At 59.6% G+C, this 18,905-nt stretch carries 17 protein-coding genes; 10 read left to right on the forward strand and 7 right to left on the reverse strand.

Annotation, left to right across the window (positions count from 1 at the left end; all coding sequences use genetic code 11):
* Positions 1-175: 175 nt before the first annotated feature.
* The 4 genes from rpoN to lptC form a co-directional block, all read right to left on the reverse strand.
* Positions 176-1,735, reverse strand: a complete 1,560-nt coding sequence (gene rpoN / locus AAE029_RS14875) for an RNA polymerase factor sigma-54 (RefSeq protein WP_371073836.1) — start codon at positions 1,733-1,735, stop codon at positions 176-178.
* A 271-nt stretch (positions 1,736-2,006) separates the two neighbouring features.
* On the reverse strand, positions 2,007-2,795 hold the full coding sequence (gene lptB, locus AAE029_RS14880; protein ID WP_371073837.1) for an LPS export ABC transporter ATP-binding protein: 789 nt from the start codon (positions 2,793-2,795) through the stop codon (positions 2,007-2,009).
* A 35-nt stretch (positions 2,796-2,830) separates the two neighbouring features.
* Entirely contained in the window at positions 2,831-3,466 is a 636-nt protein-coding gene (locus AAE029_RS14885; RefSeq protein WP_371073634.1) for an LptA/OstA family protein, read from the reverse strand.
* 15 nt (positions 3,467-3,481) lie between these two features.
* Positions 3,482-4,144 (reverse strand): LPS export ABC transporter periplasmic protein LptC, encoded by a 663-nt coding sequence (gene lptC / locus AAE029_RS14890; protein WP_371073635.1) that lies wholly within the window; start codon positions 4,142-4,144, stop codon positions 3,482-3,484.
* A 192-nt stretch (positions 4,145-4,336) separates the two neighbouring features.
* Between lptC and sppA the strand changes: the two genes are divergently transcribed.
* The 3 genes from sppA to AAE029_RS14905 all read left to right on the forward strand — a co-directional run bounded on the left by sppA (position 4,337) and on the right by AAE029_RS14905 (position 6,188).
* Positions 4,337-5,290 carry a signal peptide peptidase SppA gene (sppA, locus tag AAE029_RS14895; protein WP_371073636.1) on the forward strand — a complete coding sequence of 318 codons (954 nt, stop codon included), beginning with the start codon at positions 4,337-4,339 and terminating at the stop codon, positions 5,288-5,290.
* Between the two features lie 26 nt (positions 5,291-5,316).
* A complete protein-coding gene (locus AAE029_RS14900; RefSeq protein ID WP_371073637.1) occupies positions 5,317-5,616 on the forward strand; it encodes an integration host factor subunit beta in 300 nt (99 codons plus the stop codon).
* Positions 5,617-5,855: 239 nt separating this feature from the next.
* On the forward strand, positions 5,856-6,188 hold the full coding sequence (locus AAE029_RS14905) for a LapA family protein (RefSeq protein ID WP_371073638.1): 333 nt from the start codon (positions 5,856-5,858) through the stop codon (positions 6,186-6,188).
* Positions 6,189-6,335: 147 nt separating this feature from the next.
* Here AAE029_RS14905 and AAE029_RS14910 read toward each other — a convergent pair whose 3' ends face one another.
* Complete coding sequence (locus tag AAE029_RS14910) at positions 6,336-6,779, reverse strand: N-acetyltransferase family protein (protein WP_371073639.1); 444 nt, start codon at positions 6,777-6,779, stop codon at positions 6,336-6,338.
* A gap of 126 nt (positions 6,780-6,905) precedes the next feature.
* The gene (locus AAE029_RS14915) at positions 6,906-7,358 is read right to left on the reverse strand and encodes a carbon monoxide dehydrogenase subunit G (protein ID WP_371073640.1); all 453 of its coding nucleotides are present in this window, start codon (positions 7,356-7,358) and stop codon (positions 6,906-6,908) included.
* Positions 7,359-7,473: 115 nt separating this feature from the next.
* Between AAE029_RS14915 and AAE029_RS14920 the strand changes: the two genes are divergently transcribed.
* From AAE029_RS14920 to AAE029_RS14940, 5 genes are all read left to right on the forward strand, one after another.
* Complete coding sequence (locus tag AAE029_RS14920; protein WP_371073641.1) at positions 7,474-8,571, forward strand: class I SAM-dependent methyltransferase; 1,098 nt, start codon at positions 7,474-7,476, stop codon at positions 8,569-8,571.
* Entirely contained in the window at positions 8,568-9,428 is an 861-nt protein-coding gene (locus AAE029_RS14925; RefSeq protein WP_371073642.1) for a TrmH family RNA methyltransferase, read from the forward strand. The genes AAE029_RS14920 and AAE029_RS14925 overlap by 4 nt, the downstream gene beginning before the upstream one ends.
* Entirely contained in the window at positions 9,425-9,931 is a 507-nt protein-coding gene (gene lspA / locus AAE029_RS14930; protein ID WP_371073643.1) for a signal peptidase II, read from the forward strand. Before AAE029_RS14925 ends, lspA begins: the two co-directional genes overlap by 4 nt.
* A gap of 55 nt (positions 9,932-9,986) precedes the next feature.
* On the forward strand, positions 9,987-12,296 hold the full coding sequence (locus AAE029_RS14935) for a hybrid sensor histidine kinase/response regulator (RefSeq protein WP_371073644.1): 2,310 nt from the start codon (positions 9,987-9,989) through the stop codon (positions 12,294-12,296).
* Positions 12,297-12,408: 112 nt separating this feature from the next.
* Positions 12,409-13,281 (forward strand): GNAT family N-acetyltransferase, encoded by an 873-nt coding sequence (locus tag AAE029_RS14940; RefSeq protein WP_371073645.1) that lies wholly within the window; start codon positions 12,409-12,411, stop codon positions 13,279-13,281.
* A gap of 127 nt (positions 13,282-13,408) precedes the next feature.
* Here AAE029_RS14940 and AAE029_RS14945 read toward each other — a convergent pair whose 3' ends face one another.
* A complete protein-coding gene (locus tag AAE029_RS14945; protein ID WP_371073646.1) occupies positions 13,409-15,694 on the reverse strand; it encodes an NADP-dependent malic enzyme in 2,286 nt (761 codons plus the stop codon).
* A gap of 196 nt (positions 15,695-15,890) precedes the next feature.
* Between AAE029_RS14945 and mutS the strand changes: the two genes are divergently transcribed.
* Both mutS and AAE029_RS14955 read left to right on the forward strand, forming a co-directional pair.
* Complete coding sequence (gene mutS, locus AAE029_RS14950) at positions 15,891-18,554, forward strand: DNA mismatch repair protein MutS (RefSeq protein ID WP_371073838.1); 2,664 nt, start codon at positions 15,891-15,893, stop codon at positions 18,552-18,554.
* 20 nt (positions 18,555-18,574) lie between these two features.
* Positions 18,575-18,856 carry a hypothetical protein gene (locus AAE029_RS14955; RefSeq protein ID WP_371073647.1) on the forward strand — a complete coding sequence of 94 codons (282 nt, stop codon included), beginning with the start codon at positions 18,575-18,577 and terminating at the stop codon, positions 18,854-18,856.
* The last annotated feature ends 49 nt before the right edge of the window (positions 18,857-18,905 follow it).

Here is an 18,905-nt window from a genome sequence, read left to right on the forward strand (position 1 = left end):
CACTCAATCTAAGACAAATCGCGTCTGCGGGGCGCCTTCAGGATGATGGGGATAAGATCACAGCGGCATCGTGCACCAATTGCGGCGGGCTTCTATCCGTGAGCGGCCGGAAAGTCAACTGTCACTTAAGAAATTTTTAAGTAAAATTGCAGGCTCCAGTTGAATTAGACTTAACTTAGAAGCCGGCAACTTTCGCCAGCGCCCGTTTCTCCCGTCGTCTCTGTACGGAGGAGGGAATGTTCATGGCCTCGCGGTACTTTGCAACCGTACGGCGTGCCAGATCGATCCCCCCCTTTTTCAGCATGTCTACGATATCGTCATCGGAAAGTACGGCGTCAGGGCTCTCCTGGGCGATGAGCATGCGGATCCTGTGGCGGACCGCTTCGGCAGAATGGCTGTCGCCACCCTCGACAGCGCCAATCGAGACCGTGAAGAAATATTTGAGTTCGAACAGGCCGCGCGGCGTCAGCATGTACTTGTTCGACGTGACGCGACTAACGGTCGATTCATGCATCTTGATGGCATCGGCCACAGTTTTCAGGTTGAGCGGCCGCAGATGATCGACACCATGCATCAGGAAGGCGTCCTGCTGGCGGACGATTTCGCTCGCTACCTTCATGATTGTCTTCGCCCGTTGATCGAGGCTGCGCGTCAGCCAATTGGCCGTCTGCAGGCAGTCGGACAGGAAGGCGTAATCCTCGCCCTGCTTGGACACGCAGGCAAAATAGGATTGGTTGATCAGCACCCGCGGCAGGGTGTCCGGATTGAGCTCGACCAGCCAGCCGCCGTCGGAAGCGGCGCGTACGATGATATCCGGCAGGATCGCCTCCGATATGCCGGTCTCAAAGCCGCTGCCGGGCCTCGGATTCAACTGGCGGATCTCTGCCATCATGTCGAGGAGGTCTTCCTCATCGACGCCGCAGATCCGCTTGAGCGTCGCGAAATCCCGACGCGCCAGCAATTCCAGGTTGCTTATCAGCATTTCCATCGCCGGATCGAAGCGATCTTTCTGTCGGAGCTGAATCGCCAGACACTCGCTGAGCGAGCGCGCGCAGACGCCTGGCGGATCGAGGGTCTGCAGATCTGCCAAAATGCGTTCCACGTCGCCCAAATCGGCTCCGAGGCGTGCGCAGATCTCGCCGGGGTCGGCCCGCAGATAGCCCGCATCGTCCAGCTGGTCGATGAGATGCTGTGCAATCAGCCGATCGGACATGTTGGGCAGCGCAAACGGGATCTGCTGATTGAGGTAGTCGCGCAGCGATACCTGGCCGGCGACGAAATCGTCGAGATCGTAGTCGCTTGCCTCGCCATTGCCAGGCATCGATTTCCACTGGCTGAGCAGTTCCGGTGCATCCAGACGCTGCGGCGCACCGTCGTCGGGAAACACGTTTGCGAAATCGGCGTCGAGCTGCTCGTTGAGCCGCGCAGCGTGCCCGGTATTTTCGCTTTCATACCAGTCGCTGGAGAGGTTGTCGCTGCGGCTGTCGGCGCCTTCGTCGTCACGGCCCTCCTCGGACGGCATCGAATAGGCTTCGTCGCCTCCCTCGCGCGTGTCGCTGCCCAACTCTCCATCAGTTGCTGGAAATTCCAGCAGGGGGTTCTTTTCCACTTCTTGCGCGATGAATTGAACGAGTTCGAAATGCGTCATCTGCAGCAGCTGGATGGACTGCATCAACTGCGGCGTCATGACCAGGGATTGGCTCTGGCGCAGGAAAAGATTGGCCGACAATGCCATGGCGGACGCGAAACTCCCCTTCAATCCTTCTGGGAAACCGCTCCACTCCGGATAGGATTGGGCCACGGAATTCCAATTGGCCCAAAAATTGCTTTTTTATTGGATTTGGTCAAGCGGAACCGTGGTAGGAGGGCGATTTCTCTAGATCAGGATGATTTCAGGCCGAATCGGCTTGAAATCTGAATCTTGATCTATATCAATGAGTTAGAGCGTGATTTCAGCCGAAAACCGCTCACACTTTTCGGCATCCCGCTCCAGCGAAATCGCTCTGTCAGAGGCTGAAATTATCACCAAGATAAAGCCTGCGCACCTCGGCATTATTGATGATGTCGTTGGCCCGTCCGTGCGTCAGGACTTCGCCGGCATGGATGATGTAGGCCCGGTCGATGAGGCCGAGTGTTTCACGGACATTGTGGTCGGTGATCAGCACGCCGATTCCGCGGGCTGTCAGGTGGTGGACGAGGTTCTGGATGTCCGCGACCGAGATCGGATCGACCCCCGCGAAAGGTTCGTCGAGCAGCATGAAGGTTGGGTCTGTCGCGAGCGCGCGGGCTATTTCGAGGCGCCGCCGCTCACCGCCCGACAGCGCAAGCGCCGGTGATGTCCGCAGTTTCTGGATGTGAAACTCCTCCAGCAGCTCATCGAGCTTCTGTTCGCGTTTCACGCTGTCCTTTTCGTGAAGCTGCAAGACCGCGCGGATATTTTCCTCGACCGTCAACCCGCGAAAGATCGATGCTTCCTGGGGAAGATAGCCGACGCCAAGGCGTGCCCGTCGGTACATCGGCATCGTGGTCACGTCGTTACCATCGATCTCGATCGTGCCCTCGTCTACCGGCACAAGTCCCGTGATCATGTAGAAACAGGTGGTCTTTCCGGCGCCGTTCGGTCCGAGCAGTCCAACTGCCTCACCACGCCGGACTACCAATGACACGCCGTTGACGACGCGCCGCGTGCGATAGGTCTTGGTAAGACCGCGCGCGATCAGCGTGCCTTGATAACGGCTCTTGTCGTTGGCGTTCGGATCAGCGGCCGCAGATGCCGGCCGAGCCCTGCCGAACAGATTTGAAGGTAACAATTTCACGTGGTAAGCCGGTGTCAGTTTTGCTTCTGCTGTTGTTGCTTTTGCGATTGCGGATCGAGCTGAATCTGGACACGCCCCCCGCAACTTTCCAGCTTTGCCTGTCCGGTTTCCATGAATACGGTTAACTGGCAGCCCGTAAAGACGTTCGGCCCATCCGACAGAACCACATTGTTCTTTTCATTGCTCTTGAGGATGAAGGTCTGCGCATCCATGTTGAATTCGCCGTTGTCGGCGGTCGCGGTCTGGGTGCCGGAATTCAGGAAGACTTTGTCTGACACCAGGATCCGCTCGATATCCGCATTGCCCGAAGAGATCGACGGCGCCGGCTGAGCCGGTTGCGCGGCCGCCTGCGTTCCGTCGGCTGGTGCCTGCTTCTGACGATAAAAGACGGTCATCTGTCCGGCCTGAAGCGTGGTCGTCCCCTGAACAACCTTCACATTGCCGGTAAACAGCGCCGTATGCTCCTGATCGTGAATTTCGAGCTGATCGCTCTCGATCTGGATCGGCTTATCGCTGGAAAGCTTCATGCCTCCCATTGTCGTATTTCGTGTCTGTGCCGCTGCTCCGGCGGCCATGAGGAGGACGGCGAGGGCACCCGTGACGAATGCTGCGCCAGACTTGCGGATGAGGATGCGACAATTTGACGTCATGGGATGGCCCGGCTGTTAACTGCCCTGTTTCTGGATGGTGGACGGGTCGACATTCATGCGAACCTGTCCCTTGAATAGGATCACACGGCCGTTATCCGTCATCTTGAGCGACTGCGCAAGAATTGAGGCGCTGCCTTGTGAAATTGACACGGGTTGCTCTGTTGTCATGCTGCCGGCTTTGGTATCGAGCTTGGCAGATTGAAAATGAGCACGAATTCCGTTGCTGAGATTGATCGTGAACGGTGCAGTCATGCTCAGATTGTCGCTGGAGCGGTCAAAATCGCCGCTCAGCGCCTCCACCTGAGCAATCATTCCGCTGACCGGCATCGTCGCCTTGATGTTCTCAAGGGTGATCATATTGGGATCACGGATATCCTGCAGCGCACGTTCGGCCTTCATCGAATAGCTGATGCCTTGGGAATTGCGTCCGGAAATGGCCGGCTTTTCCATCACGACCTTGCCGTTTTCGATCTTGGCTGCCTCGATCTTCAGGTTTTCCGGAAGATAGGCGCGCACGACGGAAACGCCAATGAAGATCATGGAGATGACGACGGCGGCAAGGGGCAACAGTATCTTGAGCCTTCTGACCCGAGCCGAATGAAACTGTGCGTCGCGGTAGGCGCTGCCTGCCGACGCTTCATAGCCCGTAACTGTACTGGTCTTCAAACTATTGAGCATACATGATCCGTATCCGGCGGAATCTCGCCTTCGCGTTGCAGCGATCACAGTTCGTTTCGCATTATTACAGTGGCTTGCCAATATGAATTTTTTTCTGCAACAAGCAACAAGGGCTGAAAATACCGAAATTTGCCGTTTCAAGCGGTGTGGCCATGCCCTATGTGATAAGGCACGAATGCCCCGGAGAGACTAATGGATAGTTCGACAATTGCCGATCGTCGGCGCTTGCGCCGCAAGCTCGTCTTCTGGCGGCTGGCCGCTGTAGTTCTCCTTGTTGCTCTCGGCTTTGCGATCTTTCGTTTTGCCTTTGGTGACTACGCCGGAGCGCGAAGACCCCAAATCGCTCATGTCACGATTTCCGGGCTTATTCGTGACGATGACGATTTGCTGGAGCGATTGAAGAAGATCAGAGACGACAATCAGGTCAAAGCCGTTGTCGTTTCGATTTCGTCGACCGGCGGCACCACCTATGGCGGCGAACGCATATTCAAAGCCATTCGCGAGATTGCTGCTAAGAAACCGGTCGTCTCAGACATCCGCACCGTCGCGGCCTCTGCCGGCTATATGATTGCGACGGCAGGCGACACCATCATCGCAGGCGAGACATCGATCACCGGATCGATCGGCGTCATCTTTCAGTATCCGCAACTCCAGGACTTGATGGATAAGCTCGGAATCTCCCTTCAGGAGATCAAGTCGTCGCCGCTCAAGGCCGAACCTTCGCCGTTCCACAATGCCAGCGAAGAGGCGAGGGCAATGATCCGCAACATGGTGCTCGACAGCTACGACTGGTTCGTCGGCCTCGTCGCCGACCGCCGCAAGCTGCCGCGCGAGGAGGTCCTGAAGTTGGCCGATGGGACGATTTTCACCGGCCGTCAGGCATTGAAGGCAAAGCTGATTGATACGATCGGCGGCGAGCCTGAAATTCGTGCCTATCTCGAGTCGCGCAATGTCAGCCGAAACCTTCCGATCGTGGATTGGGATTCGGAAAGCAGCACGCCGTTCTTTCTCGCCAACGCCTTCTCGCGATTGGCCGATCTGATGGGCTACGGCGATCTGATGAAGACAGATGACCTGCGCCAGCTTCTAACCGAAAAGTTGTTCCTTGACGGGTTGCTTTCAGTTTGGCAGGTTGGCCACGATTGATAAATCAATAGTTTAAGGGGGCAATCGTGATCAAATCCGAATTGGTGCAGATTGTTGCAGCACGCAACCCGCATCTCTATCACCGCGACGTTGAGAATATCGTCAATGCCGTTCTCGATGAGATCACCGATGCACTTGCCGCGGGTAATCGCGTTGAATTGCGCGGGTTTGGTGCTTTTTCGGTGAAGAACCGTCCGTCGCGGTCGGGCCGCAATCCGCGCACGGGTGATACCGTCTTCGTCGAGGAAAAATGGGTGCCCTTCTTCAAGACGGGCAAGGAACTGCGTGAACGCTTGAACCCGGACGGCCTTGGCGACGGCGATTGAGACTGAAGGCCGCGCTTCGTTGAAACACTAGATCAGGATGATTTCAGGCCGAATCGGCCTGAAATCATCCTGATCTACATCAAAGAATTAGAGCGGGATTTCAGCCGAAAACCGCGCACACTTTTCGGCATCCCGCTCTAGGGTGCGTCCATCGCCGCACTTGAACTTGCCTCGGTCTTGCCTATTCTGCTCCCGACGCAGTGCATATCGAAGATGCCGCTCGGGCATGGAGAAGGATCATGGCAAGGAAGATCGTCAATCTATTGATACTGTTGCCGCTCGGTGTCTTGCTGGTCATCTTCTGTGTCGCCAATCGTCAGCTCGTCACACTTGCTTTCAATCCATTTCGTCCGGAAGACCAGGTCCTGGCATTCAGCGCCCCGTTATTCGTTTTTCTGTTCATCGCGCTGATCATAGGTATGGTGGTCGGTTCGAGCGTTACCTGGTTCACGCAGGGCAAGCATCGTAAGCGCGCTCGCAGCGAGGCAAAGGAGGCCATCCGTTGGCACGGAGAGGCTGACCGACACAGGGCCCGTGCTGAGGAAATTGCCGGTCATCTGCCGTCACGTTGAGCGAGAGCAATTTCAGGAAAGTGTAAAGCGGCTATGAATAGCCGCTAAAGCCTGTCGCGTGAAAAGAGATTCACGCGACAGGCTTTAGCTTATTGTTTTGATGCAATGTCGTTGCCGCAAAAACGCGCACACTTTGCGCGACATGCATCAGGATTGCGGCCCGTCCATCAGGATAAGCTCCTCGTAATCGCCCTCGGGTGACGAGCCGGCGCCGACAACCCTGAATCCGGAACGTATGTAGAAGAGTTTTGCCCGGGTGTTCTTGACGAGGCATTTCAGCCTGTAGCGCCTTTCGGGCCAGTCCGGCAATGCCTGCAGCAATGCCTTTCCGGCCCCCGTGCCCTGCCGTTCCCTTCTGATGTAGAGCATATGGATGAAATCATCCGGTTCCCAAAGGGACAGGAATCCGGCAATCGCGCCGTCTTTGTCCTCACAAACGAAGATGCGCTCCCCCTTCGTATGGGCAACAAAATCCCGTCGCTTGAAGTTGCTGGGATCAACCCATTCGAAGGTCTCCCGGCGCACCGTGAAGTAGATACTGGCCAGTATGGCCTGATCGGCCGGTCTTTGCGGTCTGATGGTCCAACTCATACGGAGGATCTACCGCATAAGCCCGAAAATCGGAATCGATTTTCAAAGAAGCGTGTTTCGCGCCTCCGATTTGCAAGCGCTGCGCCTTCGCTCGAATCGAATCGCTTTACCATGGACGGGGGACAATCAGCCGCCCGGCTCGGCGGTTACCGCAGCGTTGAACGCGGCAAAGAACTGCTGAGCCAGCTTCTTCGAGGTCGAGTCGATGAGACGAGCACCGAGCTGCGCCAGCTTTCCCCCGACCTGGGCATTGACGACATAGCTCAGAATTGTTTCGCCGCCATCTTCCTTCAAGGTGACATCGGCCCCGCCTTTGGCAAAGCCCGCAATCCCGCCCTTGCCTTCCCCGGAGATCGTGTAACTCTCGGGTGGGTTGATATTGGAAAGCGTCACCTCGCCGTTGAAGGTGGCCGAAACCGGGCCGATCTTGATCTTCACGGTCGCAGCGAGCTCGGTCGGTGACCTCATTTCCAGGCTCTGACAGCCCGGAATGCATTGCTTGAGAATATCCGGGTTGTTCAGCGCAGCCCAAACGGCATCCCGTGGCGCAGTGATACGTTCCTCGCCTGTCAAATCCATTCTCTGCCCTCCTGCCTCTATCGAGCGAATATCGCAGACCGGAAAGCCCTTTGCCAAGGTGCGACGGAATGCTATTTGCACGACATCAGCGCAATTGACTTACCGGAAGAGCGAATTGAGACAGAAAGAACGCCCGCGTGGCCAGAAGGCGACAGCCGGCCATGCCGGAAAATCCCGACCGGCCCCCAGGGGGCCAGCTCCGGAAAAGCCGGTGCATGCAGCAAAAGCAGCGGCCGGGGCGGGAAGTGTTGATTGGCAAGCCGCCACTGCCGAACGGCGTGTGACCTTGCGCAACGGCGAACGTCCGGCGGAGCGCGTTCCTGTCATTCTCGAATCGCCTGGCGCGGGGGATTTTCACCTGATCGACAGCGGCAATGGTCAGAAGCTCGAGCAGTACGGTCCCTTTCGGATCGTTCGGCCTGAAGGCCAGGCGCTTTGGCCGCCGGCACTTCCCGCCCATATCTGGGAAAATGCCGATGCTGTCTTTACGGGCGATACGGACGAGGACGGTATGGGGCGCTGGCGATTTCCGAAAGCGGCGCTCGGCGAGACATGGCCATTGAAGCTTCTGGACGTCGATTTTCTCGGTCGCTTCACCTCCTTTCGCCATGTCGGCGTCTTTCCCGAGCAGATCGTGCACTGGAGCTGGATGAAGGAGTGTATCGAAACCGAGAAACGACCGCTGAAGGTGCTGAATCTCTTCGGCTATACCGGCGTCGCCTCCCTGGTTGCCGCTTCAGCCGGCGCGGAAGTAACGCATGTCGACGCCTCGAAGAAGGCGATAGGTTGGGCCAGGGAAAACCAGGCGCTCGCGCGCATGGAGAAGTTGCCAGTGCGCTGGATCTGCGACGATGCCATGAAGTTCATCCAGCGCGAGGAACGTCGCGGCAGCAAATACGACATCATTCTTACCGATCCGCCGAAATTCGGCCGGGGGCCGAACGGCGAGGTCTGGCATCTTTTTGAACACCTGCCCCTGATGCTCGATATCTGCCGGGAGATCCTGGCGCCGAAAGCTCTCGGCCTGGTGCTGACGGCCTATTCCATACGCGCCAGTTTCTATTCCATTCATGAGCTGATGCGCGAAACCATGCGGGGCTGTGGCGGTATTGTTGAATCTGGCGAACTCGTCATTCGCGAGGCGGGCCTCGATGGCAAGACGGAGGGGCGGGCCTTGTCGACATCTCTCTTCAGTCGCTGGGTGCGCGCATGAGCAACGAATTTCGTGATAGCGGGCCGCGCAAGGTGGGACAGGTCAAGGAAGTCACCTCGCTTTCCAATCCGATCGTCAAGGACATCAAGGCTTTGACGCAGAAGAAGTCGCGGGAGGAAAGCGGCACCTTCATGGCTGAAGGCTTGAAGCTCGTGATCGATGCGCTGGAGCTCGGGTGGACTATCCGCACGCTCGTCTATGCCAAGGCCGCCAAAAGCAAGCCGCTGGTGGAGCAGATGGCAGCAAAGACGGTCGCTTCCGGCGGGCTTGTGCTTGAAGTCAGCGAGAAGGTTATTGCCGCAATCACCCGCCGCGACAATCCGCAGATGGTGGTCGGTATCTTTGATCAGCGATGGAAATCGCTGAAGGATATTCGTCCGAAGGACGGAGATACGTGGGTGGCGCTGGACCGCGTCCGTGACCCGGGCAATCTCGGCACCATCATTCGTACGGCCGATGCAGCCGGCGCCTCCGGAGTGATCCTTATCGGCGAGACAACCGATCCATTCTCGCTGGAAACAGTGCGTGCGACGATGGGGTCGGTTTTCGCCGTTCCCGTCGCAAAGGCTACGCCCGAGGAATTCATCTCGTGGAAGAAAGCGGCGGGCGTGTCCGTCGTGGCGACGCATCTTGCGGGGGCGGTGGACTATCGCACGATTGGCTACCGCGGCAAGCCCGTCGTTCTCCTGATGGGCAACGAGCAATCGGGTCTGCCGGAGATGCTTGCAAGGGAGGCGGATGTGCTCGCCCGCATTCCCCAGGCGGGACGCGCCGATTCACTCAATCTGGCGGTTGCGACGGCAGTCATGCTGTTCGAGGCGCGTCGTCATCTCCTGACACTCAGCGAGGCGCAATGACAGAACGGATGCCTGTCCGGTCCGCACTCTTCTCCCGGCCGCTGCCGATCGCGGTCTTCATTCTAGTCGCCGTCGTTCTCGACCAGGCGATCAAGATTGCAGTCGACCAGTGGCTGCCGCTGCAGCAGGCTGTGCCCGTCGTTCCGATGCTGGCGCTTTACCGCACTTACAATCTCGGCGTCGCCTTCTCCATGCTGTCGGGAATGGATGGTTGGTTCATCGTCGGCATGCGGCTCGTCATTGTCGCTTTCGTACTTTGGCTCTGGCGGCGCACCGCCAAGGATCGTTGGCTCGCCCATCTCGGCTTTGCGCTCATCATCGCCGGCGCTCTCGGCAATCTTGTCGACCGCTTTCTCTATGGGCATGTGATCGACTACATTCTGTTTCATACCGAGACCTGGTCCTTCGCCGTGTTCAATCTCGCCGACAGTTTCATCACGGTCGGCGCCGGATGTGTCATTTTGGATGAATTCCTGGGCCCTCGGAAAAGGACAGAAAGCTAAAATTCGAGACAATTCCTGAAGGCAATGGCAACAACGCCCATGTTATCCGGATCACATGGGCAATCTGGCGCATCTCCAGGAACGTCTTTCCGCCGCATTCGGCGGAGCCGCGGCCAAACCGCAGGAACAGCGGGCTGCGGAAGAGGCGGTTTCGGCCGACCCGAATGCCCAAACACCTCTCGACCCGAAAGCCGATGATGTCCTGCCGCCCCGGGATGATCTCCATCGCTACTGGCTCGGTGGTGCCGGCCTGCTGGTTTCGGTGATTATTCTGGCTCTGGGCTATCTCGATGGCTTCCTGCTGCTCACCACAGCTCTGGTTGCTCATGCGGGGGGCTGGGCCTTTGCCTACCTGCTTTGGCGCAGAAACGGTGGGGCGGCCCTTACGGCGGACGCCGGCGCGGCCACCGAATCTCAGCAAGACCAGCACTGGGAACGCAGTGAGAGTGCGGCTCTCGCGGGGAGGATCTACGATTTCCTGGGTGATATCGCCGTTACGCGCACCATCGACCGACGCATCGTCCGAGCCAACACGATCTTCCGCCGTTTGACAGGATGCGAGGGGCCCGAAGGCCTCACCTGCGAGACGCTCGGTCTCGTCTTTCGCCCAGGGGCACAGCCCCAACGCTACGAGGTGGAATTCCAAGCTCCGGATGGACGCAGGTTCTTTATCTGGCACGATATGGTCATACGGGACCCCACGACAGGTCGCCTGCTGCTGCAGAGCATCGCTCGCGACGTGACGGACGAACGATCCGCCGCAGAGGCGCAGGAAGAAGCGCGGCGGAAGGCGGAATATAACAGTGCTGCCAAATCGCGTCTCCTTGCCACGGTCAGCCACGAGATTCGCACGCCGCTCTCCGGCATCCTCGGCATGGCTCATCTTCTCGGCCAGACGCGGATGACGCGCGAGCAGGCCAACTACCTGACCGGCATCCGCCAGTCAGGCAATGCGTTGGTGCAGCTTGTCGAGGATCTGCTCGATTTTTCCACGATAGAAGCGGGTCGCTTCCATTTGCATTCCCGCCCGGAGGCGCTCCGCCCGCTCCTGGAAGGTGTTATCGAGATGCTCGCCCATCGCGCGCACGAAAAGGGCATCGAGATTGGCGCAACGATCTCTCCTCTTGTACCGGAGCGGATGGGCTTCGATCCCGCTCGCCTGCGTCAGGTGCTTTTCAACGTTGTGGGCAATGCGGTGAAATTTACCCATTTCGGCGGTGTTTTCGTTCGCGCCACAATCGAGGGCAGCGAGCTTACGATCACCGTCGAAGACAGCGGCCCCGGAATGACTGCGGAAGAACAGGAGCGTATCTTCGGCGAATTCGAACAGGCGGGAACCTCGGCGGAAAAGAGCGGCGGCACCGGCCTCGGCCTTGCCATCTCTGCTCGCATCATTCGTGAATTCGGCGGCAAGCTGATGGTGCTCAGTGAGAAGGGCAGGGGCAGCACCTTCACCATTCGCTTTCCGGTCGCAATCCTGGCCGACGGTGCCCGCGATGAAGAGCAGAAAGCCTTGCTTGCCGGGCGTGTTGTCCTGCTGCTGGCGCCGCAAGGTCCCGCCGCGCGAGCAATCAGTGAGACGGTCAGAATGCTGGGCGGGACTTGCAGGCTGGCCACAAGCGGCAAATCCGCTCGCGCTATGCTGGATGGCGGAGCACGCAAGCCGTTTTCGCCTACCCATGTGATCGTCGATCACCGTATGGCGGCGCAGTTCTTTAGCGACCTTGCGGAACGAACGGATGTCAACGCGCCGCATCTTCGCAAGGTCTTCCTGGTCAACCCGGAGGAGCGCAGCTCTCATTCGCTCGATCTCTTCGATGCCTGGCTCATTCGGCCGCTTCGCGAACAATCGCTGATCGATGTGCTGCGCGGCAGGCTCGGAGGCCCGCAGAAGCGTGGGGCGCTGAATGACAATCAGTCAGGCTCTCCCGTCACTCCTGCGATGGTACCCGCGAACGGATTGAATATCGTGCTTGGCGAAGATGATCCGGTCAACGCCATGCTGGTGCGCGCGGTTTTGGAGAAGTCGGGTCATAATGTCCGGCTCGTGGGAGATTTTACCTCCTTGCTCCACTGTGCAACAGCCACGGGAGACGAGCTGCCGGATATCGTCATCAGTGATCTTTCGATGCCCGGCGGCAGCGGTCTCGACATGCTTGCGCGCCTGCGGGCTCATGAGCGCCGATTCGACCTTCCGCCCCTTCCGGTGATCGTGCTGACGGCCGACAGTCGGGACGCAACCCGCCGGGACGCACTGTTGAACGGCGCGAATGTGGTGGCCGCAAAACCGGTGGATCCCGAGCGTCTGCTGGCGGATGTGCGGTCGCTTGTTGCCCTTTCCCAACAGGCATCGAAAAAACATTGAACGTGCCGTCCCGGGTCGGCACGCTTCTTGCTTTTGTGACAACCCCATGTCACTTTCCTGTCGCATAGAAGTGGTTTATGGCGTTATATCAACCGGTAGCGGGAGAGTCGCCATGTCTATCGATATCTTGAATCATGATACTGCGTGCGAAGCCGTCCGGTCCACGTCGGCTGTTGCAGCTGGTGGCGATGTGCTTGGCCGTATTGGAAATCTGGAAACACGTCTGGCGCGCTCCGAGCGTGAGATCGACGCTGCGCAGTCGGTGCGCTATCGTGTTTTCGTCGAGGAGATGAAGGCTCAGCTTCCTCCGGATGCGATGCGCAGGCAGCGCGATGTCGATGGCTGGGACGCGATCTGCGATCATCTCCTCGTCCTTGATCGCTCCATCGAAGGAGATGCCGAGGATCAGATCGTCGGAACATACCGGCTCCTGCGTCAGGAAGTCGCGATGGTTAATGGCGGCTTCTACTCCTCGTCGGAATACGCCATCGACGCTCTGCTTGCCCGCCATCCGGAAAAGCGCTTCATGGAACTGGGGCGTTCCTGCGTGTTGCCCGAATACCGCACCAAGCGGACTGTTGAGCTGCTCTGGCAGGGCAACTGGGCCTATGCACTGAAGCATGGCATGAGCGCCATGTTCGGCTGCGCGTCCTTTCCCGGCGTTTATCCGGAAAGCCATGCCCTTGCCCTCTCATTCCTCCATCACAATGCACTTGCGAAGAATGAATGGGCCGTCGAGGCTCTGCCAAATCTGGCGCGCGATATGGACCTGATGCCGAATGAAGCCATCAATCCGAAGCGGGCTCTGATGGCGATGCCGCCGCTCGTCAAGGGCTACCTGCGTCTCGGCGCCATGGTCGGCTCCGGTGCCGTGGTCGACCAGGCCTTCAACACGACGGACGTCCTGATCGTCCTGCCGATCGCTAGCATTTCCGACCGTTATCTGAATTACTACGGTGCCGACGCCGGCCGTTTCGCGAGCTGATCCCGAAGCGGAGCAGACGATCCGTCCCGACAACTAACTCTTTAAAATCCTTTTGCGTTCAGGTGATTTCACCCGAACGCAAAAGCCGTCAGACATGCGGCACGAAGGCTTAAGAGAGGAGATCGGCTCAGGAGCCGGCCGCATAGGCGGCGATTGCAGCCATGTTGACGATGTCGGAGTCCTTGGCGCCCATTGAGGTGATCTGCACGGACTTGTCGAGGCCGACGAGGAGCGGGCCGATTACGGTCGAGCCACCCAGTTCCTGCAGCATCTTCGTGGAGATCGATGCCGAATGGAAGGCCGGCATCACGAGCACGTTGGCCGGTCCCGACAGCCGGCAGAAGGGATAGAGCTCCATGAACTTGCGGTTGAGCGCCACGTCGGCCGCCATCTCACCGTCATATTCGAAGTCAACGCGCCGCTTGTCGAGGATCTTCACGGCCTCGCGCACCCGTTCCGAACGTTCCCCCGAGGGGTGACCGAAGGTCGAATAGGCAAGCATGGCGACACGAGGCGGATAGCCCATGCGGCGCGCAAGCCCGGCTGCCTCCTCGGCAATATCCGCCAGTTCCTCGGCCGTCGGCATGTCGTGGACGGCGGTATCGGCGACGAAGACCGTGCGGCCGCGGCAGAGCGCCATCGAGACGCCGATGACGCGGTGTCCAGGCTTCGCGTCGATGCAGCGGCGCACGTCATCGAGCGCCGTCGAATAGTTGCGGGTGATGCCCGTCACCATGCCGTCGGCATCGCCGAGTGCCACCATGCAGGCAGCGAAATGGTTGCGGTCGTTGTGGATCAGGCGCTGGACGTCGCGGTGGAGGTAGCCTTTCCGCTGCAGCCGTGCATAGAGATAATCGATATAGGCTTCGACGCGGGTCGAGATACGGGCATTGACGATCTCGAGCCCTGGTCGGCTGAGGTCGATGCCGGCCCGTTCCGCCGTCGCGCGGATCAGGTCCTCGCGACCGAGCAGGATCGCGGTGCCGAGCTGCTGGTTGGCATAGGACATGGCCGCGCGCATGACCTGCTCTTCTTCGGCCTCCGCGAAAACCACCCTTTTGGGATGGCGCCGCACCCTTTCGTAGAGGCGTGCGAGCGTTGATGCGATCGGATCGCGGCGCGCCGAGAGCTCGCGCGCATAGCCGCCGATATCGGTGATCACTTTACGCGCCACGCCGGTCTCGATCGCCGCCTGCGCGACAGCAACCGGAATGGCTGAGATCAGGCGTGGGTCGAAGGGCACCGGAATGATGTATTGCGGTCCGAAACGCGGCCTGTTGCCCTGGTAGGCGGCCACGACATCGTCCGGCACGTCTTCGCGCGCGAGATTCGCCAGTGCCTTCACCGCGGCAATCTTCATCTCGTCATTGATGGTCGAGGCGCGCACGTCGAGCGCGCCGCGGAAGATATAGGGAAAGCCGAGAACGTTATTGACCTGGTTCGGATAGTCCGAGCGACCCGTCGCCATGATCGCATCGTCGCGAATACGGGCGACCTCTTCCGGCGTGATTTCCGGGTCGGGATTGGCCATGGCGAAGATGATCGGCCTGTCCGCCATGGAGCGGATCATGTCGGCGGAGAACGCCCCCTTCTGCGACAGGCCGAAGACCACGTCGGCGCCCTTCATGGCATCTTCCAGGGTGCGGCAGTCGGTCTTTACCGCATGCGCCGATTTCCACTGGTTCATGCCTTCGCTGCGGCCCTGGTATATGACGCCCTTGGTGTCGCAGAGGATGATGTTGTCCGGATTGAAGCCCATCGATTTGATGAGCTCGACGCAGGCGATTGCCGCCGCACCCGCACCGTTGCAGACGAGCTTCGCGGTTTTGAGATCGCGGCCGGTCAGTTCCAGCGCGTTCAGAAGTCCCGCCGCGGCGATGATCGCCGTACCATGCTGATCGTCGTGGAAGACGGGAATATCCATCAGCTCGCGCAGGCGCTGCTCGATGATGAAACAGTCCGGCGCCTTGATATCTTCAAGATTGATGCCGCCGAAGGACGGGCCGAGGAAGCGCACGCAGTTGATGAATTCGTCGACGTTCTCGGTGTCGATTTCGAGGTCGATGGAATCGACGTCCGCAAAGCGCTTGAAGAGGACGGACTTGCCTTCCATCACTGGCTTGGAGGCAAGCGCGCCGAGATTGCCGAGGCCGAGAATGGCTGTGCCGTTGGAAATCACCGCGACCATGTTGCCGCGCGACGTGTAATCATAGGCGGTTCCCGGATCGGCGGCGATCGCCTTGACCGGGACGGCGACGCCCGGCGAATAGGCGAGGGAAAGGTCGCGCTGCGTTGCCATTGGCTTCGTCGGGTTGATTTCCAGCTTTCCCGGGCGGCCTTGGGCATGAAAGTCAAGCGCTTCCTGCTCCGTAACACCTGTCACGGGGCGGTCCTTTTTCTCACCAATAGACATCGATCCTCCAAGCTTCTGTGGGCGACGGTTCAACCGCCGCCGTTTGCTGTTGTCTTCTATAGCGACGCGCGGATAGGGTGGCACCTCTTTTTTTGGGAAAAACTGCACCTCCGTGAACGAACGAATTATTGCAAGCATCGATGCCCTGACGGCCGCCGAGCTCGCCTCGGAGGAGAGCCGCGCGTCGGCAACGCCGATGATGGAGCAATATATCGAGATCAAGGCCAACAATCCGGGCTCGCTGCTATTTTATCGGATGGGCGATTTCTATGAGCTCTTCTTCGAAGACGCGATCGATGCGTCCCGCGCACTCGGGATCACGTTGACAAAGCGCGGCCAGCATATGGGTCAGGACATCCCGATGTGCGGTGTCCCGGTTCATGCCGCCGATGATTACCTGCAGAAGTTGATCGCGCTCGGTTTCCGTGTCGCCGTCTGCGAGCAGGTCGAGGATCCGGCCGAAGCCAAGAAGCGCGGCTCCAAGTCCGTCGTCAGGCGCGACGTGATCCGCCTGGTCACGCCCGGAACGCTGACGGAAGAAAAGCTGCTGTCGCCATCGGAATCCAACTATCTGATGGCCCTGGCGCGTATTCGCGGCAGCGCCGAACCGCTTCTGGCGCTCGCATGGATCGATATTTCGACCGGCGTGTTCCGGCTTGCTGAGACGGGGACTTCGCGACTTCTGGCGGATATCCTGCGCATTGATCCGCGCGAACTCATTCTGCCGGATACGATATTCCACGATCCGGAGCTGAAGCCAGTCTTCGACGTGCTCGGTCGGACTGCGGTGCCCCAGCCGGCCGTCCTCTTCGACAGCGCGACGGCTGAGACGCGCATCGCGCGCTATTTCGGCGTGTCGACGCTCGACGGCTTCGGCTCGTTCACGCGTGCCGAGCTTGCAGCTGCCGCGGCCGCTGTTGCCTATGTCGAGAAGACGCAGATTTTCGAGCGGCCGCCGCTCGGCAAGCCGGAGCGCGAAAGTGCTGCCTCCACGCTTTTCATCGATCCGGCGACCCGCGCCAATCTGGAGCTGGCGCGGACGCTCTCGGGCGATCGCAACGGCTCGCTGCTCAAGGCCATCGATCGGACCGTTACCGGCGGTGGGGCGCGTCTGTTGGGCGAGCGGCTGATGTCGCCGTTGACCGATCCGACGCGCATCAACGAGCGGCTGGACTCGATCGGATTTTTGTTGGAGGAACCCTCGCTCTGCGGCGATCTGCGCGAAGCGCTGAAACATGTGCCCGACATGCCGCGCGCCCTGTCGCGATTAGCGCTCGACCGCGGCGGGCCACGCGACCTTTGGGCGATCCGGCAGGGGCTTGGCGCGGCTGGAGACGTCGCAAATCTGCTTCGCAACGCGCTGCTGCCGGAAGAACTGGGCCAAGCCGTGTCCGATCTATCTGCCCTGCCTGAGGGGCTCGGCGCCTTTCTTGCAGAGATGCTGGCGGATGAACTGCCGCTCCTGAAGCGCGACGGCGGGTTCCTGCGGGACGGCGCCAATGCCGAACTGGACGAGGTTCGCGCACTGCGCGATCAGTCGCGCCGTGTGATTGCCGGTCTTCAGCTTCAATATGCCGAAGAGACTGGCATCAAGTCCCTGAAGATCAAGCACAACAATGTGCTCGGCTATTTCATCGAAGTGACCGCGGGCAATGCCGGTTCCATGACCGACACCGCGGACGCCAAGGCGCGCTTCATCCATCGCCAGACGATGGCGAATGCCATGCGCTTCACCACGACTGAACTTGCCGATCTGGAGAGCCGCATCGCCAATGCCGCTGATCGGGCACTGACGATCGAACTCGAAGTCTTCGACCGGATGGTCGCCGCCGTCGTGGCCGACGCCGAAGCCATCAAGGCCGGCGCCCGGGCGCTTGCCGTGATCGATGTTGCCGCCGGTCTGGCGCTCTTGGCGGAAGAGCAGGCCTATTGCCGTCCTGTGGTCGACGACAGCAAGATGTTTGCGATCGGCGGCGGCCGCCACCCCGTGGTCGAGCAGGCCTTGCGCCGGCAGTCTTCCGGGCCCTTCGTTGCCAACAATTGCGATCTTTCGCCACAGACGGACGGCCGGGACGGCGCCATTTGGCTGCTGACGGGCCCGAACATGGGCGGTAAGTCCACTTTCCTGCGCCAGAACGCGCTGATTGCCATCCTGGCGCAGATGGGCTCCTTCGTTCCCGCCTCATCCGCCCATATCGGTATCGTTGACCGTCTCTTTTCGCGCGTCGGCGCATCGGACGATCTCGCCCGCGGCCGCTCCACCTTCATGGTGGAGATGGTCGAGACTGCCGCGATCCTCAATCAGGCGACCGACCGTTCGCTGGTGATACTCGACGAGATCGGCCGAGGTACTGCGACGTTCGACGGCCTTTCGATTGCCTGGGCAGCCGTCGAACATCTGCATGAGGCGAACCGCTGCCGCGGCCTCTTCGCCACCCATTTCCATGAATTGACGGTGTTGTCGGAAAAACTTGCCCGTCTTTCGAATGCCACCATGCGTGTCAAGGAATGGGATGGCGACGTCATCTTCCTGCATGAGGTCGGTCCCGGTGCCGCCGACCGTTCCTACGGCATCCAGGTGGCGCGCCTTGCCGGTTTGCCTCCTTCTGTCGTGGCGCGGGCACGCGAGGTCCTCACCCGGCTGGAGGATGCCGACCGGAAAAATCCCGCGAGCCAGCTGATCGACGACCTGCCGCTTTTTCAGGTGGCCGTCCGTCGTGAGGAAGCTACCGGAAAGCGCGGACCGTCGAAGCTCGAGGAAACCGTGAAGGCACTCAATCCGGACGAAATGACGCCTCGTGAGGCGCTGGACGCGCTATATGACCTGAAAAAGAAGCTGAGCGATACGAGCGCGGCATAAGGGTGGGGCGGACGATGTTTATGGAACAGCTTCTTACGGAAGTCAGGCGGCTGGTCGATGCCTTTTCGCACCTTGAAACAGCGGGCAGGTGCGGCGGCGAGCATCCCGCCGAATGGATCTCGCCGATCGGGCTTCTCCAGATCGTTCGCTGCTGCTCGAGAATATCTGAACTGGGTTCCCTGATCGCCAAGGCAGGTTACTGGGAATGCGAAAGGGAACTGCTGGAACAGATAACCGGCCAGGCTCGGCTGGTGCTCTATAATATTGCCGGAAGGATCGGCGACAGAAGCGGCCTCGTCTGAGCCACGGGCGACAGGCCGTCCTCTTTCGCAGCCGTATTTCACCTTTTCG

It is taken from the genome of Sinorhizobium sp. CB7 (genome assembly GCF_041357635.1).
Lineage (GTDB): Bacteria > Pseudomonadota > Alphaproteobacteria > Rhizobiales > Rhizobiaceae > Rhizobium.

Bases quoted from the DNA above. Each gene is read 5' to 3' on its own strand.
- rpoN (WP_371073836.1), bottom strand. From the start codon at position 1,735: ATGGCATTGTCGGCCAATCTTTTCCTGCGCCAGAGCCAATCCCTGGTC.
- AAE029_RS14885 (WP_371073634.1), bottom strand. From the start codon at position 3,466: ATGACGTCAAATTGTCGCATCCTCATCCGCAAGTCTGGCGCAGCATTC.
- lptC (WP_371073635.1), bottom strand. From the start codon at position 4,144: ATGCTCAATAGTTTGAAGACCAGTACAGTTACGGGCTATGAAGCGTCG.
- sppA (WP_371073636.1), top strand. From the start codon at position 4,337: ATGGATAGTTCGACAATTGCCGATCGTCGGCGCTTGCGCCGCAAGCTC.
- AAE029_RS14905 (WP_371073638.1), top strand. From the start codon at position 5,856: ATGGCAAGGAAGATCGTCAATCTATTGATACTGTTGCCGCTCGGTGTC.
- AAE029_RS14910 (WP_371073639.1), bottom strand. From the start codon at position 6,779: ATGAGTTGGACCATCAGACCGCAAAGACCGGCCGATCAGGCCATACTG.
- AAE029_RS14915 (WP_371073640.1), bottom strand. From the start codon at position 7,358: ATGGATTTGACAGGCGAGGAACGTATCACTGCGCCACGGGATGCCGTT.
- AAE029_RS14925 (WP_371073642.1), top strand. From the start codon at position 8,568: ATGAGCAACGAATTTCGTGATAGCGGGCCGCGCAAGGTGGGACAGGTC.
- lspA (WP_371073643.1), top strand. From the start codon at position 9,425: ATGACAGAACGGATGCCTGTCCGGTCCGCACTCTTCTCCCGGCCGCTG.
- AAE029_RS14935 (WP_371073644.1), top strand. From the start codon at position 9,987: ATGGGCAATCTGGCGCATCTCCAGGAACGTCTTTCCGCCGCATTCGGC.
- AAE029_RS14940 (WP_371073645.1), top strand. From the start codon at position 12,409: ATGTCTATCGATATCTTGAATCATGATACTGCGTGCGAAGCCGTCCGG.
- AAE029_RS14945 (WP_371073646.1), bottom strand. From the start codon at position 15,694: ATGTCTATTGGTGAGAAAAAGGACCGCCCCGTGACAGGTGTTACGGAG.
- mutS (WP_371073838.1), top strand. From the start codon at position 15,891: ATGATGGAGCAATATATCGAGATCAAGGCCAACAATCCGGGCTCGCTG.
- AAE029_RS14955 (WP_371073647.1), top strand. From the start codon at position 18,575: ATGGAACAGCTTCTTACGGAAGTCAGGCGGCTGGTCGATGCCTTTTCG.